The 16015-nt window shown below is 67.3% G+C and carries 16 protein-coding genes; 7 read left to right on the forward strand and 9 right to left on the reverse strand.

All coding sequences use genetic code 11. The features are described 5' to 3' along the window. Positions 1-44 precede the first annotated feature (44 nt). Entirely contained in the window at positions 45-1364 is a 1320-nt protein-coding gene (locus NA10_RS01255) for an FAD-binding oxidoreductase (protein WP_067562368.1), read from the reverse strand. Positions 1365-1557: 193 nt separating this feature from the next. Here NA10_RS01255 and NA10_RS01260 point away from each other — a divergent pair, with 193 nt between their 5' ends. Beyond that, positions 1558-3261, forward strand: coding sequence for a metallophosphoesterase (locus tag NA10_RS01260; protein WP_067562192.1), 1704 nt, complete (start codon positions 1558-1560; stop codon positions 3259-3261). Between the two features lie 55 nt (positions 3262-3316). Here NA10_RS01260 and NA10_RS01265 read toward each other — a convergent pair whose 3' ends face one another. Beyond that, positions 3317-4765 (reverse strand): MFS transporter, encoded by a 1449-nt coding sequence (locus NA10_RS01265; RefSeq protein WP_245676942.1) that lies wholly within the window; start codon positions 4763-4765, stop codon positions 3317-3319. 155 nt (positions 4766-4920) lie between these two features. Between NA10_RS01265 and NA10_RS01270 the strand changes: the two genes are divergently transcribed. Together NA10_RS01270 and NA10_RS01275 are read left to right on the forward strand one after the other, a co-directional pair. Then, entirely contained in the window at positions 4921-5550 is a 630-nt protein-coding gene (locus NA10_RS01270; RefSeq protein WP_067562198.1) for a TetR/AcrR family transcriptional regulator, read from the forward strand. Positions 5551-5595: 45 nt separating this feature from the next. Continuing rightward, positions 5596-5916: a GroES family chaperonin gene (locus tag NA10_RS01275; RefSeq protein ID WP_067562369.1), complete on the forward strand. Its 321-nt coding sequence runs from the start codon at positions 5596-5598 to the stop codon at positions 5914-5916. A gap of 19 nt (positions 5917-5935) precedes the next feature. On the opposite strand, the gene NA10_RS01280 is transcribed toward NA10_RS01275, so the two are convergent. The 5 genes from NA10_RS01280 to NA10_RS01300 form a co-directional block, all read right to left on the reverse strand. Next, a complete protein-coding gene (locus NA10_RS01280) occupies positions 5936-6724 on the reverse strand; it encodes an SDR family oxidoreductase (RefSeq protein WP_067562201.1) in 789 nt (262 codons plus the stop codon). A 77-nt stretch (positions 6725-6801) separates the two neighbouring features. Then, positions 6802-7377 carry a TetR/AcrR family transcriptional regulator gene (locus tag NA10_RS01285; protein WP_067562204.1) on the reverse strand — a complete coding sequence of 192 codons (576 nt, stop codon included), beginning with the start codon at positions 7375-7377 and terminating at the stop codon, positions 6802-6804. 60 nt (positions 7378-7437) lie between these two features. Next, complete coding sequence (locus NA10_RS01290) at positions 7438-8859, reverse strand: NAD(P)(+) transhydrogenase (Re/Si-specific) subunit beta (RefSeq protein ID WP_067562207.1); 1422 nt, start codon at positions 8857-8859, stop codon at positions 7438-7440. Positions 8860-8862: 3 nt separating this feature from the next. Further along, positions 8863-9177 (reverse strand): NAD(P) transhydrogenase subunit alpha part 2, encoded by a 315-nt coding sequence (locus tag NA10_RS01295; RefSeq protein ID WP_067562210.1) that lies wholly within the window; start codon positions 9175-9177, stop codon positions 8863-8865. Next, a complete protein-coding gene (locus NA10_RS01300; protein WP_373862322.1) occupies positions 9177-10334 on the reverse strand; it encodes a Re/Si-specific NAD(P)(+) transhydrogenase subunit alpha in 1158 nt (385 codons plus the stop codon). Before NA10_RS01300 ends, NA10_RS01295 begins: the two co-directional genes overlap by 1 nt. 239 nt (positions 10335-10573) lie before the next feature. Between NA10_RS01300 and NA10_RS01305 the strand changes: the two genes are divergently transcribed. The 3 genes from NA10_RS01305 to NA10_RS01315 are packed head-to-tail and all read left to right on the forward strand — an operon-like array spanning position 10574 to position 12483. Continuing rightward, entirely contained in the window at positions 10574-11023 is a 450-nt protein-coding gene (locus NA10_RS01305) for an HIT family protein (protein WP_067562215.1), read from the forward strand. After that, positions 11020-11838, forward strand: a complete 819-nt coding sequence (locus NA10_RS01310) for a maleylpyruvate isomerase family mycothiol-dependent enzyme (RefSeq protein ID WP_067562218.1) — start codon at positions 11020-11022, stop codon at positions 11836-11838. The genes NA10_RS01305 and NA10_RS01310 overlap by 4 nt, the downstream gene beginning before the upstream one ends. Before the next feature lie 6 nt (positions 11839-11844). Beyond that, positions 11845-12483 (forward strand): Type 1 glutamine amidotransferase-like domain-containing protein, encoded by a 639-nt coding sequence (locus NA10_RS01315; RefSeq protein ID WP_067562221.1) that lies wholly within the window; start codon positions 11845-11847, stop codon positions 12481-12483. A 55-nt stretch (positions 12484-12538) separates the two neighbouring features. Here NA10_RS01315 and NA10_RS01320 read toward each other — a convergent pair whose 3' ends face one another. Continuing rightward, positions 12539-13972 (reverse strand): MFS transporter, encoded by a 1434-nt coding sequence (locus NA10_RS01320; RefSeq protein ID WP_067562224.1) that lies wholly within the window; start codon positions 13970-13972, stop codon positions 12539-12541. Between the two features lie 59 nt (positions 13973-14031). Between NA10_RS01320 and NA10_RS01325 the strand changes: the two genes are divergently transcribed. After that, the gene (locus NA10_RS01325) at positions 14032-14568 is read left to right on the forward strand and encodes a MarR family winged helix-turn-helix transcriptional regulator (RefSeq protein WP_067562226.1); all 537 of its coding nucleotides are present in this window, start codon (positions 14032-14034) and stop codon (positions 14566-14568) included. 93 nt (positions 14569-14661) lie between these two features. On the opposite strand, the gene NA10_RS01330 is transcribed toward NA10_RS01325, so the two are convergent. Beyond that, on the reverse strand, positions 14662-15969 hold the full coding sequence (locus NA10_RS01330) for an MFS transporter (RefSeq protein WP_067562229.1): 1308 nt from the start codon (positions 15967-15969) through the stop codon (positions 14662-14664). Positions 15970-16015 lie beyond the last annotated feature (46 nt).

The raw sequence follows: 16015 nt of genomic DNA on the forward strand, positions 1-16015 counted from the left end.
TCGATGTGAACTCCCTTGTCGTGCGGATTGTTCCGTTCGGCCGGTCAGAGGACCGCGCCGGGATTCAGTATTCCGTGCGGATCCAGCGCGTTCTTGATCTGCCGTGTGAGCGCCATCACGTCCGCGCCGAGCTGATCGGGCAGCCACGCCTTCTTCAACCGTCCGACCCCGTGTTCGCCGGTGATGGTGCCGCCGAGCCGGATGGCCAGATCCATGATCTCGCCGAAGGCGAGGTGCGCGCGTTCGGATTCGGCCGGGTCGTTCGGATCGTGCACGATGAGCGGATGGGTATTGCCGTCCCCGGCGTGCGCGATCACCGAGATCAGCACCCGGCGCTCGCGCGCGATGTCGGCGATGCCGTGCACCAGATCCCCGAGCCGGGGCAGCGGCACTCCGACGTCCTCGAGCAGCAGCGGCCCTTTGCGTTCCACCGCCGGTATGGCGAATCGCCGTGCGGCGCAGAAGGCTTCGCCCTCATCGGGGTCATCGGTCCGGAAAGCCTCGGTGGCCCCGGCCTTTTCACAGGCCGCGAGCATGAGGTCCGCCTCGTGCCCGGCGTGTTCGCCGGGTGCGTCCGAACGAGCCACCAGTAATCCGGCGGCCGCGCGATCCAGGCCCATGCGCAGTTCGTCCTCGACCGCGTTGATGGCGACCGCGTCCATGAATTCCAGCATGGAGGGTCGCAGCGTCCCGGTGATGGCCAGAATCGCCTCCATCGCCGCGCCGAGCGTCGGGAAGCTCGCCACCACCGTCGACTGCGGCGGCTGCGCGGGCAGCAGTCGCAGCGTGAGTTCGGTGATGATCCCGAGCGTCCCCTCACTGCCCACGAACAGTTTGGTCAGCGACAGCCCGGCGGAGTCCTTGAGGCGTGGCCCGCCGAGCCGCACCGCGGTCCCGTCGGCGAGCACGACCCGCATCCCGAGCACGTAATCGGTTGTGACGCCGTACTTCACGCAGCACAGTCCGCCCGCGTTGGTGGCGGCGTTCCCGCCGATCGAGCAGATCTCGAACGAGGAGGGGTCGGGCGGATACCAGAGCCCGTGCTCGGCGACGGCCCGCTTGACCTCCGCGTTCAACAGTCCGGGCTGGACGACGGCGGTCCGGGTGACCGGGTCGACGCTGATGTCCCGCATCTTCTCGGTACTGAGCACCAGTGCGCCGTTCTGCGCGGTGGCCCCGCCGGAGAGACCGGTTCCGGCCCCGCGCGGCACGATCGGCACCCGCTGCTCCTGTGCCCAGCGCACCACGGCCGCCACCTGTTCGGTGGTCGTGGGTCGCACCAGGGCGAGGGCGATTCCGGCGTCCGGGTCCAGCGCCCGGTCCTGTCGATAGGCCCCGAGCACATCGGGATCGGTCACCAGCATGCCCTCGGGCAGCAGGGCGCGGAGCGAGTCGAGATCGGTGCGCGGTTCCACACTCGAAAACCTACGCGATGACTCCCGGCCGGGGGTGCGTGTCCGATTGGTCGCATTTCCCGGAATTGTTTACCGACTGTTCCCCGTGTCGGGGTGCCGAGGTGATTGCCGCGCACACTCTTATCGGCCAGCATGCGAACTCATGCTGTCGACACCTCTCAACCCCGCCGGAGACGTTCCAGACACCGGCATTCCCGCGCACCTTGCCGCCACCATGACCATGGCCGAGCAGTACGAATGGCATCGCGCCTATCTGCGCCGCCATTCGGTGTCGCGCCGGAACTTCCTGCGCGGTGCGGCCGCCGCTGCGGCGGTGGCGACGGCCGGCGCCTCCCCGTTCGCCGCCCGCGCCTACGCCGACGACGCGCAACTGGGTGTGGCGGGCCGCCATATCGGCTTCGGCGCGGATGCCACGTCGCAACTGCGCTTCTCGGCGCAGCTGTCCCGAAATCCGGGTTCCACCAAGGTATTCCTGGATCACGGCCCGACCCCCGTACTGGGCGGCACCGTCGAGGCCGAGGTGCGCAATCTGGTGACCCAGATCCCGAGCGCCGACGGGGGAGTGCTTGCGGCGGAACAGTTCTACGTGCACGCGCCGCTGGACGGCCTGCCCGGCCGCATGCCGCATTTCTATCGCTGGCGCACCGCCGACGGTTTCGCCGGTGATGTCCGCTCGGCCGCCACCGCCATGCCCACCGCCCGCGCGGCCGTGCTGCCGTTCCGTTTCACCATGATGGGCGATCAGGGCGCGGACGACACCCCGGGCCTGCCCGCGGGTCTCGCGCCCGGCGACTACGACGATATGTACTACAAGCCCGATAACGAGCCGGGCGTGCGGCACACCGAGAACGTCATGCGCCAAATCGTCGCCGCCCGACCGGATTTCCATGTGCTCGCCGGTGATATCGCCTACGCCGATCCGTCCGGTGCGGGTAAGTCTCCGCAGTACGTCGCCTCCGGCGGCACCCCCGCGAACGGCTTCGACAAGTTCAACCCCTATGTCTGGGACGTGTATTTCGGCGCGATCGAATCGAGCGCCTCGACCACCCCGTGGATGTTCGCCACCGGCAATCACGATATGGAGGCCGCCTACCACACCCACGGTTACGGCGGACACCTTGCGCGCCTGGACTTTCCCGGCAACGGCCCCACCGGCTGCCCCTCGGCGTACTCGTTCACCTACGGCAATGTCGCGGTGCTGTCCCTGGACGCCAATGACGTCTCCTATGAGATCGGCGCGAACACCGGATACTCCGGTGGCGCCCAGAACTCCTGGGTGGAACGGACTCTCGCCGGTTACCGCTCGAATCCGGATATCGATTTCATCGTCTGCTTCTTCCACCACTGCGCCTACTCCACCACCGATTCGCACGCCAGCGACGGCGGCGTGCGCGATGCCTGGTGCGCGCTCTTCGACCGGTACCGGGTCGATCTGGTGTTGCAGGGCCACAATCACGTCTTCGAGCGCACCGACCCGATTCGCGGCAACACCCCGACCAAGGCCGCGGGCGACAATTCGATCGTCTATCCCGAGACCGACGGCACCGTGTACTACACCGTCGGCGGCGGTGGCCGCCCCCGCTACGGCTTCCAGCCCGGTTCGCAGGAGAGCTACCGCGGTCACGAGGTCGGCGATACCGCGGTCCCGAACAGCTATGTGTGGACGCCCGGCGGCGCCAAACAAGACGAGGCCGCGCCCTGGTCCCGGGTGCGTTTCCGCAACTACTCGTTCATCCGCGTCGATGTGCGCCCGGGTTTCTTCGCCAGCGAGATGGATGTGATCGCGGTCGACGAGTACGGTCGCGAATTCGACAAGGTCACCTACCGCCGCCAGGTGCGCGGATAGGACGGAATACGAAGCGGGGCAGGGCATTCCGAATGCCGTGCCCCGCTTCGCACGCTCAGCGGGTGCTGGTACGGGGGAGGGTGCACGCCGCCGCGAGGACGACCGCCGCAATGCCCAGCGCCGCCAGCGCCGCGATCTCCATGGCGTGCACCGCACTGCCGAGGTCATGCGCCCCGCCCAGCGCGCTGAAGAAGATGGTGCCCAGAACCGTTGCGCCGATGGCGTTTCCGAATTGCTGCGCGGTGGTCAGCACACCCGCCGCCATGCCCGCCTGGTGTACGGGAATCCCGGAGGAGAGCACCGCCCCGATGGCCGAGGGAATGGTCATCCCGTTGCCGCTGCCGACCAGCACCATGCCCGGAATGAGGGTCAGCGCGGTGATCGAGGACCCGTACCAGCCCAGTACGCCGACGGTGAGCGCCAGCCCCGTGAAGCTGATGCCGGTGCCCAGCACCATGACTCGGTTCCCGATCCGCTCGGCGATCTTGCGGGCGAACAGCGAACTGGTGGCGAAGGCGATCCCCAGCGGGGCGAAGGTGAGCCCCGCCGCCAGCGGTGACATCCCCAGCCCGTTCTGCAACAGCAGGGTCAGGCAGAGCATGAATCCGGCGAAGAAGGCCAGATAGCCTCCGGAGATGATCATGCCCGCCGCGAACACCCGCTCCCGAATGAGTGCGGTGTCCAGCACCGGCTGTCCGCCGCGCCTCGTCAGCGCGCTCTCGTAGCGCAGGGTGAGCAGCAGTACCGGCAGTGCCGCGGCCATGGACACCCAGGTCCACACCGGCCAGCCCTCGGGGCGGCCCAGCGTGACCGGTACCAGCACGAGGGCGAGCGCCGCCGAAATGCCCAGTGCGCCGATCGGATCCAGTCGCGGCCGGTGCGTCTGCTCATGGCGCGGCAGCCACCGCGCCGCCAGCAGCGCGGCGATCAACCCGATCGGCAGATTGATGAAGAAGATGGTCCGCCATCCCCATCCGAACAGATCGAGATCGAGCAGCACCCCGCCGAGCACCTGGCCCGAGACCGCGCCGAGCCCGATGGTGGCCCCGAATGCCGCCATGGCCCTGGGCCGTTCGGCGGGCGGGAACATGGTGTTGATCAGCGCCAGCATCTGCGGCACCATCGCGGCGGCCGTAATGCCTTGCAGCACACGGAATCCCACCAGCGCCCAGGCGCTCCAGGCGAGTCCGCACAGCAGTGAGGCCGCCGCGAAGGCGCTCATGCCGATGACGAACATGCGCCGGTGTCCGTACAGATCGCCGAGTCGCCCGCCGGTAATGAGCCCGCTGGCATAGGCGAAGCCGTACCCGCCGACCACCAATTCGAGTGCGGCCTCGCCCGCGCCCAGATCGTGCTGGAGGGAGGAGGCCGCCACATTGATGACGAACCAGTCGAACATGGCCATGAACATGGCGGTGAGGATGACCGGCAGCACCCGCCACCGGTTCGGATCCGCGTTCGGTGCGAGAACTGCTGTGGTGGAGCGTGTTTCAAGAATGGTCACGTCGTTCTCCGGAACGGTGAGCGGGATTGTGTGGGATGCGGCGCGACGCTGCGCCGGGAAGTCTTCGCCTTCGCGACAGGCGTAACCAACTGGTTAGTTGAAACTATTCCACCCGCTCCCGCCCTGTCAACTACTTAGTTGGTTATGCTGGACCCATGGCAGTCAGGGATCCGGAGGCGACGAAGGCGCGCATCTTCGCCGCTGCCACCGAGGAGTTCGCCGCACACGGCATCGCCGGCGCCCGGGTCGACCGCATCGCCCGCAATGCCAAGGCCAATAAACAGCTCATCTACGCCTACTTCGGCGATAAGGAGCAGTTGTTCCGGCAGGTGCTGGAGAAGACCATGCTGGCCGTGGCCGAATCGGTGACCACCGATATCGAGGATCTCGATATCTGGATCGATCAGCACATCGACTACCACCGCGAGCATCCCGAACTGCTCCGCCTGCTCATGTGGGAGGCCCTGGAGTTGGGCGCGGAGAATGCCTCGGCCGGAGAACTGCGCTGCGGGCGCTATTTGGAGAAGCGCACCAAAGTCGAAGTGGCGCAGGACAAGGGCCTGATGCGGGCGGATATGCCGTCCGGCAATATCCTCATGCTGCTGATGAGCATGATCAACTATCCGCTGGCTGTCCCGCAGGTCGCCGAGTTCACCCTCGGCGAGGACAACGATCCGGAGTCCGCGCGCGCCTGGACCAAGGACGCCATCCGCCGCATCGTCGCCCCGCGGACGGCGGCGTCCGGTGCGGAGGCCGGTGCCGCCGCGGGTGACCCGAGCGCCTGACCGGTCGGTCCGAGCCCGCGCCGCGTGCCGCAGTACAGTGGCGCGGTGTCCGATCCCAAGCTCGAGATTCAAATGCTGCACGACCGCGTCATGGTCAAGCTCAACCAGGACGCGGGCGAGCGGCGCAGCAGCGGGGGTATTCTCATTCCGGCGACGGCCCAGGTGGCCAAACGCCTGTCCTGGGGCGAGGTGTGCGGCGTCGGCTCACATGTGCGCGCCGTCAAGGTGGGCGATCAGGTGCTGTTCAGCGCCGACGACCAATACGAGGTGGAGATCCAGGCGCAGGCGTATTACGTACTGCGCGAACGCGATATCCACGCCGTCGCCAATGAGCGGGCCGAACACGGCACCGGTTTATACCTCTAGCCGTTCCTGCCTCCGGACGTCAGGCGGACTTCAGGGTGCCGCCGTCGATGACGAAGTCCGCGCCGAGGATATTGGCGGCCCTGTCCGACGCCAGGAAGGTCACCAGCGCCGCCACCTCGTCCGGTTCGGACATGCGACCGGAGGCGATGCCGAACTGCGCCCCGAGCGCCTCCAGGAATTGTTCGTGCGCAACACCATTCGCGGCCGCCAGCTTGGCTCCGAGATTGCCCGGAGCGCGCCAGATGTCGGTGCCGACCGGACCGGGGGAGACGGTGTTGACCCGGACGCCCTGCGGCCCGAACTCCTCGCTGAGCCGCTTGCCGAATGAGGTGAGCGCGGCCTTGGCCTCGCTGTAGCCGACCGGTCCGGCCGCCGGGATGCGCGAGTTGATCGAGGAGACGGTCACGATCGCCCCGCGCCGTTCGAGGATGCTGGGCAGCGCGGCCCGGGTCGCGGCGACGACGCCGAACAGGTTGAGGTCGAACAGGTTTCGCCATTGCTCGGCGGGAATGTCGAGGAAGGCCCCGAGGACGAGCTTATCGGGGTCGCCGCCGCCGACATTATTGACCAGGATATCGATCCCGCCGAGTTCGGTGAGCGCCTCCCCGACCGCCGCGGTGGCGCCTTCGATGGTGCTCAGGTCTGCGGAAACCGTTGCGGCAGCCGACTTTTCGAGTTCCGGGGTGATGGTGCGGGTGATGCCGACGACGCGGACGCCCTCATCGGTGAGGGCCTGTGTGACGGCCAGTCCGATGCCGCGGCCCGCGCCGGTGACAATGGCGGTCTTGCCATTCAGTCCGAGATCCATGATGGCGCCTTTCTTGAACTATGGGTCAAAAACTAGGGTGAAAAGCAGGCCGCCGAGGCGGCCTTGGGCAAGGGTGGTCAGAGTGTGGAGAGTGCGGTGTCGATAATCCGGTACAGCATCGCGGAATCCGCGGTCTTAGCTGTAACGCGAAGTCCGGTAAGGGTATTCGCTACGAAATCGGCGTATTCCCGGGCATTGATCGCCGCGGGCACATCGCCGTCGCGCTTGCCCTGCTCGATGCGTTCGGCCAGCAGTGCGGTCATCCGTTCGACGCCCGCGGTAACGGCCGCGGTGGCTTCCGGGTCGCGCCCGCCCAGCTCCACGGCGGTATTGGTCACCAGGCAGCCGCGCCGCACCGGGCCCGCGAGATCGGTGTCCACCGCGAATCGCAGCCAGGCGCGCAGTCTCTCGCGAGTGGTGCCGGGTTGCGACAGTATGTCCGTGGCCAACTGTGTGCCCATTCGCTCGTAGCAGGCGAATGCGAGATCGAACAGTTCCCGCTTACTGCCGAAGGTGTTGTAGAGACTGCCTTTTCCCACGCCGGTGGCCTCCGCGAGCAGGGCGGGCGAGGTATTGGCATACCCGTGGGTCCAGAACGTCTCCATCGCCTGCTCCACCACGGAGTCGGCTTCGAATTCGCGCGGGCGGCCCATGACATGAAAATACCCCGTTCTGGACCTGAAGGTCAAGAACGGGGTATTCGGGTGAAAACCCTAGAGCGCCTTCAGTTCCTCGGTGACCGCGCCGACGGACTTCTTGGCATCGCCGAACAGCATGGAGGTGGTGTCGGCGTAGAACAGCGGGTTGTCGATACCGGCGAAGCCGGAGTTCATCGAGCGCTTGAGCACGATGACCGACTTGGCCTGGTCGACGTTCAGGACCGGCATGCCGTAGATCGGGGACGAAGCGTCCTCGCGGGCGGCCGGATTGGTGACATCGTTGGCGCCGATGACCAGGGCGACATCGGTGCGGCTGAATTCGCCGTTGATATCGTCCATTTCCTTCATGGCGTCGTAGGAGACCTCGGCCTCGGCCAGCAGCACGTTCATATGTCCGGGCATGCGACCGGCGACGGGGTGGATGGCGTACTTGACCTCGACGCCCTTGGCCTCGAGCAGGGCCGCCATTTCCTTGACCGCGTGCTGGGCCTGGGCCACGGCCATACCGTAGCCCGGGACCACGATGACCTGGTTGGCATAGGCCATCTGGATCGCGGCATCGGCCGCGGAGGTGGCCTTGGCCTGGCGCTGCTCGCCGTTACCGGAAGCACCGGGAGCCGCCCCGCCACCGCCGAATCCGCCCGCGACAATCGCGGGGATGGAGCGGTTCATGGCCTTGGCCATGAGGTTGGTCAGGATGGTGCCGGACGCGCCGACGATCATGCCCGCCACGATCATGGCGGTGTTGTTCAGCGCCAAACCGGCTGCGGCGGCGGACAAACCGGTGAGCGCGTTCAGCAGCGAGATGACCACGGGCATGTCCGCGCCGCCGATGGGCAGCACGACCATCAGGCCCAGGATGCCCGCCAGCACCAGCACCAGAATCATCCAGTACTGCGGCACACCGTCTTTGGTGGCTCCGATACCGATGACCACCGCGGCGGCGATGGCACCGGCGAACAGCAGCAGGTTCAGCGGCTGCTGGAGCTTGCCGACGCTGATCGGCTTACCCGATAGCAGTTCCTGGAGTTTGGCGAACGCGATGCAGGAGCCCCAGAACGACACCGAGCCGATGATGGCGGCGAAGAGCGAGGCGATCACGATATGCGCGGTCGGCTGTTCACCGGCCGGGAAGTGCGAGAAGCCGTCCGTCTCCAGGAATTCCGCCCAGGCGATGAGCGCGACGGTGCCGCCGCCGACGCCGTTGAACGCGGCGACGAGCTGGGGCATGGCGGTCATCTTGGTGAACCGCGCGGGCGGCACACCCAGGCCGATGCCCACGACCAGGCCCAGCACGATGATGATCCAGTTATTGGTGTTACGGATCGAGATGAACGTCGCGACAACGGCGATAAGCATGCCGGCCGCGGCGATCTGATTGCCGCGCACCGCGGTCTTGGGGCCGGTCAGGCCCATCAGACCGTAGATGAACATCGCGAAGGCGACGATGTACAGAATATTGACCAGATTATCCATGACTTACTTGTCCGCCTTCTCTTGCACGGGCTTCTTGGCCTTGAACATGCCGAGCATGCGGTCGGTGACAACGAAGCCGCCGATCACGTTCAGCGTGCCGAAGACGACCGCGACGAACAGGATGATCTGCATGAGCACCGAGGGGTGCTCGATCTTGCCGAACACCACCAGCGCGCCGAGCACGACAATGCCGTGAATGGCGTTGGTGCCGGACATCAGTGGGGTGTGCAGGGTGTTGGGCACCTTGGAGATGACGGCGAAGCCCACGAATCCGGACAGCACCAGGATCGCGATGTTCGCCAGAAGTTCGGTGTACATCAGGCTTCCACCTTCTGAGCGCTCTGCTCGCGCGTGACGCAGGAATCCGCGAGCACCTGATCGCTGAAATCGGGTGCCAGCGCACCGTCTTTCAACATCAGTTCCAGCAGCGCGGAGATGTTCTTGGAGTACAACTCCGAGGCGTGCTCGGGCATGGTGGCCGGGAGATTCAGCGGCGAGGCGATGGTGACCCCGTGCCGCACAACTGTTTTGCCGGGCTCGGTGAGCTCGCAGTTACCGCCGGTCTCACCGGCCATATCGACGATCACGCTGCCGGGCTTCATGCCCTCGACCGCGGCGGCGGTCACCAGGCGCGGTGCGGGACGACCGGGGACCAGCGCGGTGGTGACCACCACGTCGAAACCCTTGATCGCGTTCTCCAGCGCGGTCTGCTGCTGCGCGCGTTCCTCATCGGAAAGCTCACGGGCATAACCGCCTTCGCCTGCGGCGTCGATGCCCAGGTCGAGCCACTGCGCACCGACCGAGCGCACCTGATCGGCGACCTCGGGCCGCACGTCGTACCCGGTGGTCCGCCCGCCCAGGCGCTTGGCGGTGGCCAGGGCCTGCAGACCCGCGACACCGACGCCGAGTACCAGCACGGTCGCGGGCTTCACGGTGCCCGCCGCGGTGGTGAGCATGGGGAAGAATCGGGTGGATTCGCTCGCGGCCAACAGCACCGCCTTGTATCCGGCGACATTGGCCTGTGAGGACAGCGCGTCCATCACCTGCGCCCGCGAGATACGCGGAATCGCCTCGACCGCGAAGGCCTGCACCCCGGCGGCCTTGAGCGCGCCGATCTTGGTGTCGGCATTGCGGGGTGCGAGGAAGCCGATCAGCGTCTGCCCACTCGACAGCTTGGCGATCTCGGCATCGTTCGGCGGGGCCACCTTGACGACCACATCGGTGTTCCACGGATCGCCGATGCTGGCGCCCGCCTCGACGTAGGCTTCATCGGGAATGAGCGCGCCCAGACCGGCACCGGATTCGACGATCACCTGCACGCCCTGCTTCAGCAGCGACGGAATGATCTTCGGCACCAATGCCACACGTCGTTCGTCCGCGTTCGTTTCCCGAACCACGCCGACGCGCGCGCCGTGCGGAGCACGAGATTCAACGCTTTGGGGCGCTCCGCTCGGATCGCTCTGCGTTGTGTCCACTTGTCAAACTTCCTTCTCGTGGTGAGCCCGGGCCACCCGGTACTTCATGATGGGCCGTATCACCGGTCCAAACGGTGGGCCGAACTTACTGGTGAGTAAGTTCGTGAGAATTCTCGCAACTGTACCTGCTCCGCCGTGAGCGTAGCGGAGATAGGCGTCACACCGTGCGGCGAGAAAACCGGACAACCCGCTCATTCGAGGGGTGTCGCGCATCACTCTTACGCCGTAATGTCTGCGAGGTGAGCGGCTGCATCTTCTGCCGGATCGTGGGGGGCGACGCACCCGCGACCAAGATCTTCGAGGACGATCTCCTCGTGGCGTTTCTGGACATAAGGCCCATAACCCGGGGTCACACCCTGGTGATTCCCAAAAGCCACGCCGCCGATCTGGACGAGCTGGACCCCGCACTCGGCGCCCGGCTCTTCGCCTTCGGCCATCGGCTGGCAAAGGCCGTGCGCCGCGGCGAACTCGGCGCGGACGGGGCGAACCTGGTCATCAATGACGGAAGGGCCGCCTTCCAGACCGTGCACCACGTTCACCTGCACGTGGTTCCGCGTTGGAAGGGCGACACCCTGACCTTCGCCAAGGGTTTCGTACTGCGCCGCCCGCACGACCCGGAGCGCACCGCCGCCGCCATCCGAGCCGGATTGGACCGCCTCGCCGACGAGGAGGAGGAGACCACCGCATGACCGACACGGTGCCGGACCGCGCGGAGATCACCGCAGCCCTGTCCGACCAGTGGGACGCACTCACCCGACTAGTGGACGGACTGCCCGAAGAGCGCATTCGTATGTCCTCGGCGTTGCCCGGCTGGACCGTCTTCGACGTGCTCGCGCACATTATCGGCACCGAATCCCTGCTGGCGGGGGAGCCGACACCGGAGCTGGACGTCGCCGGCGAGCACATTCGCAATGAGATCGGCGCGCTCAACGAGAAGTGGATCGCATCCCTGCGCCCGCTCGCCGGATCCCAACTGGTGGAACGCTTCCTGCAGGTGACCGGCGGACGATTGAAGGCCCTGGAGGCGATGAGTCCCGAGGCGTGGGCCCAGCCGGTGCCGTCACCGGTGGGTATGACGCCCTATGGCCGCTTCATGCGCATCCGCCTCTTCGACTGCTGGATGCATGAACTCGATATCGCCGACGGTCTCGGCGTGACCGTCAACGAGGGCGGCGACCGCGCCGAATTGGCCTTCCCGGAGCTGGTTTTCGGCCTCGGCCGCGCGGTGGTCAAGGGCGGCGGCGCTCCCGAGGGCGCACGCGTGACCTTCGAACTCACCGGTCCGGTCGAACGTACCCTGCACATCGCGGTGGTCGGCGGCCGGGCCAACCCGGTCGAAAACCTGGACGGCCCAGCCGATGTCGTGCTCACCCTGGGTTCCGGGCTCTTCGCCCGGCTGCGCGGCGGCCGCACCACCGCGGACGCGCATCTCGGCGAATTCGATCTCACCGGCGATACCGAGCTGGGCAATCGCCTGGTCCGCGGTCTGACGTTCACCATCTGAGCCCCGGTGCGATTGTTCCTGTCCAGCTACCGATTCGGTGCGCACGCGAATCGACTGCTCACCCTGGCCGGTCCGCCCGGCCGGGTCGCGGTTATCGCCAATGCCTGTGATGCCTGGCCCTCGGCCTGGCAGAGCGCGGTCACCAGCGACCTGTTTCCGCTGCGCCGCTTGGGTTTCCAGCCCGAGGTGGTGGACCTGCGCGATTACCTCGGCAGGCCGCAAGCCCTGGAGCAGACGCTCTCGGGCTTCCCGATGGTGTGGGTGCGCGGCGGCAACACCTTCGTGCTGCGCGCCCAATTCGCCCGCAGCGGAGCCGATATCGTCCTCGCGAGATTGCTCGCGGCCGATGCGCTGGTCTACGCGGGCTACAGTGCGGGGGCCTGTGTGATGACCCCCGACCTGCACGGACTCGAATCCACCGATGATCCGGAGGAGGTGCGCACCGCCTGCGGTGTGGAACCACGCTGGGACGGACTGGGTTTGGTGCCGCGCCGCATCGTCCCGCATCTGGATTCGCCCACCGATCCGGAAGGCCACTCCCGCAAGCTGGTTCGCGACTATCTGGCCTCGGGCATCGCGCACTGGGCGCTGACCGACGACCACGTGGTCGTTGTCGACGGCGACGAGACCGAAGTTCTCACCTGAAACGCCGAAGGCCGGTCGATATCGACCGGCCTTCGAATCGTGTTGCGCTGGGTGACTAGTCGCCGCCGTGGCGCAGTCCGTGCACCACCGCGATGACCGCGGCCAGCAGGGCCGCCACACCGAGAATCGTGAAGCACAGGATGTACGCGTCCAGCGTCGGAATTTTGGTGTTGGCGATGACCTGCGAGGTCAGAATGGATCCGGTCACCGCGCCGGCGACACTGCCGCCCGCGGTGCGCACCAGCGAGTTGATCCCGCTGGCGATACCGCTCTCGCTCATCGGCACGTGCATGACGGCCAGCGTCCCGAGCGCGGCGTAGCCGATACCGAAGCCGGTGCCCTGCAGCACATTCGAGACCACCATCTGCCAGCCGTGCGCATGGAACGCGGCGGTCCACAGCAGCGCCGCGGCGGCGAAGGCCGAGCCGATGGCCAGGGTGTACGCCGCGCCGATGCGCGCCGCGATGCGTCCGGTGCGGAAGGAGAACAGCGTCATCAACAGTGCGCTGGGGATGCCGTACAGGCCGACCGCCAGCACCGAACCGGACAGGCCGTAGCCGACCTTGTCGGCCGGGGTCTGCACGAAATTGGAGACCAGGGTGAACGAGCCGAACAGCGCCGCGCCCAGCAGCAGCGAAATCAGGTTGGCGGTCAGCGATTTCGGGCCGACCAGCAGCGGCAGCCGCACCAGCGGCTGCTCCACCTCGAGCTCCACGATCACCCACACCACGGTCAGCGCGACGGCGGCGGCGAAGAGGCCGAGTACGCTGCCCGAACTCCAGCCCCAGCGCGGGCCCTCGCTGATGCCCAGCAGCAGGGTGACGAGCAGTCCGGCCAGCAGTGCCGCGCCGATGTAATCGGGCGAGCCGCCGTGCCGGACCCCGGTGTCCTTGGCGCTGAACTGAATCAGCACCAGGGCCACCACGCCGAGCGCGGCGGTGATCCAGAAGACCGGATGCGGATTGGTGGTGTGATCGGCGATCAGACCGGTCATGAGCATGCCGACGGTGCCGCCGACGCCCATGGTGCCCGAGACCACGCCGATGGCGGTGACCATCTTCTCCGGCGGGAAGGTGTCCCTCAGAATGCCGATGGCCAGCGGGATCATGGCCGAGGCGGTGCCCTGCAACGCGCGGCCGATGATGTAGACGCCGAGCGAGGTGGCGAAGGCGCACACCACCGAACCGACGATGAGCAAGCCCATGGCGATGAGCACCATGCGCTTCTTGCCGTACATATCGCCGAAGCGGGACAGCAATGGGGTGGCGACCGCACCGGAGAGCAGTGCGGCGGTGAACAGCCACTGGATGCCCGCGGCGGTGGTGCCGAGCTGAACCATCATGTGCGGCAACAGCGGAATGACCACCGTCTGCTGGAGCGAGACGACCAAACCGGCCGCGCCGAGGGCGAGCAGGGTCAGCGCGAGATGGCTCTGGGAGCGGTCGTCGGTGCCGGTTCCGGCGGCTTGACCGACGGCGGTCGTAGTCATGCGGCAATCCTTCAGATTACTTACCAAAATTAAGTAAATGGGTTTCGTAAGATAACCACATGTCCCCGCCGGAAGCCACCGCCCACCAGGTTGACGCAGCTCACATCGTGGAACTCGAAGGTGCGCTGGCCCGCGTCGCCTACCTGCTCACACGCGTCCGCCGCCACGACTACGCCATGGTCAAATGCGGTGTCACCATGGATCGGGCCAGCGTGCCGCTGCTGCGCCTGCTCGCCGATGCCGAGGAGCCCATGCGCCTGGGCGAACTCGCCACCCGCCTCGATGTCGAGGCCCCGCACGTGAGCCGCCAGATCCAGCGGCTCGAGAAAGCGGGCTATATCGAGCGCATTCCGGACCCGGACGACCGCCGCGCCCAGCGCGTGCGCCCCACCGAAGCGGGCCGCACCGCCGTGGACGCCGTACGAGACGTGCAGCGGCACTGGATGACCGAGGCCCTGGCCGACTGGTCCACCGAGGACCTCAAAGCCCTCGCGGTCCTGAACCACCGCATGGTCGACGGCTTCCTCGCCCACGCCGAACAGATCGGCGATCTCGGCGCGAGCGCCCGGGAGTCCCGCACCCTCCGCGCCGACTGACTCCGCCGACCGGCATTCGCCCCACCCCACCACATCCGATGCCCGCGCATGCCGCGGCCGGGATTCACACCGCGCCGAACCGCCTGCTTCCGCCTAACTCCGCGCCCGTGTGCCCACGGCCCCGGCTGCCCGCGCGCACAACAGCAATGCCACCAGCGGCACCACCATGGCCGTCGTCAGCGGCACGAGTTTCGTCAGCCATCCGATGATCGCCGGACCCGCGAGCAGGCCCATATAACCGAGCCCGAATACCCGCGACATATCGGTCGCCGCCGTGGCCGACCCCAAATTCCCGGCGGCCGTGAACACCTGCGGCACGGTCCCGGACAGCCCGATTCCGACGAGCGCCCAGCCGAGCAGGGTCAGCGGCAGCCAGCCGGAGAGCGCGATCAACCCGAATCCGAACGCTCCCAACAGGGTTCCCCAGCGCACCACGGCGACCCGGCCGATCCGTCCGCTCACCCGATCGGCCACCAGGCGTCCGGCGGTCATGGTGGTGGAGAACGCGCCGTAGGCCAGGGCGGCCGTGCCGACGTCCACGCCGAGTCGATCACGCAGTTGCAGGGCGCTCCAGTCCGCCGCGACACCCTCGGCCATTAGGACGGTGAAGGCGATCACGCCCAGCACCAGCACTTTTCGGGCCGTGCCGGTGGGCGCGACGGTTACGCGGTCATCGCCCGCCACCGCGTGCGCGGTACCGGCGATCGCGCGCTTCGGCTCGGCGGTCGGGTCGTCGCCGCGGCCGGTCGGTCCCCGACCCCGCGCAGCATCGTGGTCGGTCGTACCGATCCGCGGCGGGGGAGTGGCATTCTCCGCGGGGGTGGCGCGCGCCGGGGGGAGCAGGCGGGGTGCGCAGCCGGCCACGAGTGCCAGCCCCACGACGGCCGACACCGTGAGCGTGCCGTGGGTACTCCAGTGCGCGCGCTGGGCGCCCGCCCCGGCGAGCGAGCCGACCAGTCCGCCCAGGGAGAAGAAGGCGTGGAACGCCGACATGATCGGCCGGGGGTAGGCGCGTTCGATATGCACGGCCTGAGCGTTCATGGAGACGTCCAGCATTCCCATGCCGATTCCGAAGGCGGCCAGGGCTATTGCGAGGGTGAGGGGATTGATCGCCCACCCCGGGCCGATCAGTGCGATCGAGAGCAGACCGGCGGCGGTGGCGGTGAGGGCGCGGCTGCCGAACCGGTCGGCGAGCGGACCGGCGGCCTGCATTCCCACGATGGCAGCGCCCGCCATGAGCAGGATGAGCATCCCCAGCAGGCTGTGCGAGACCCCGGTCCGCTCGGTGACGGCCGGAATGTGCACAATCCACAGGGCCGCGAGCATTCCATTCAGGCCGAACACCACGAACAGTGCGAGACGAGCGTTCCGGATCGGAGGAGCGGGCATCGCGGCGGCCATCGGCACGACGCTACCGGTCAGGGCAGCTCCTCGTCAGCCACAACCT

It is taken from the genome of Nocardia acidivorans NBRC 108247, assembly GCF_001625085.1.
In the GTDB taxonomy this organism is placed as follows: Bacteria; Actinomycetota; Actinomycetes; order Mycobacteriales; family Mycobacteriaceae; genus Nocardia; species Nocardia acidivorans.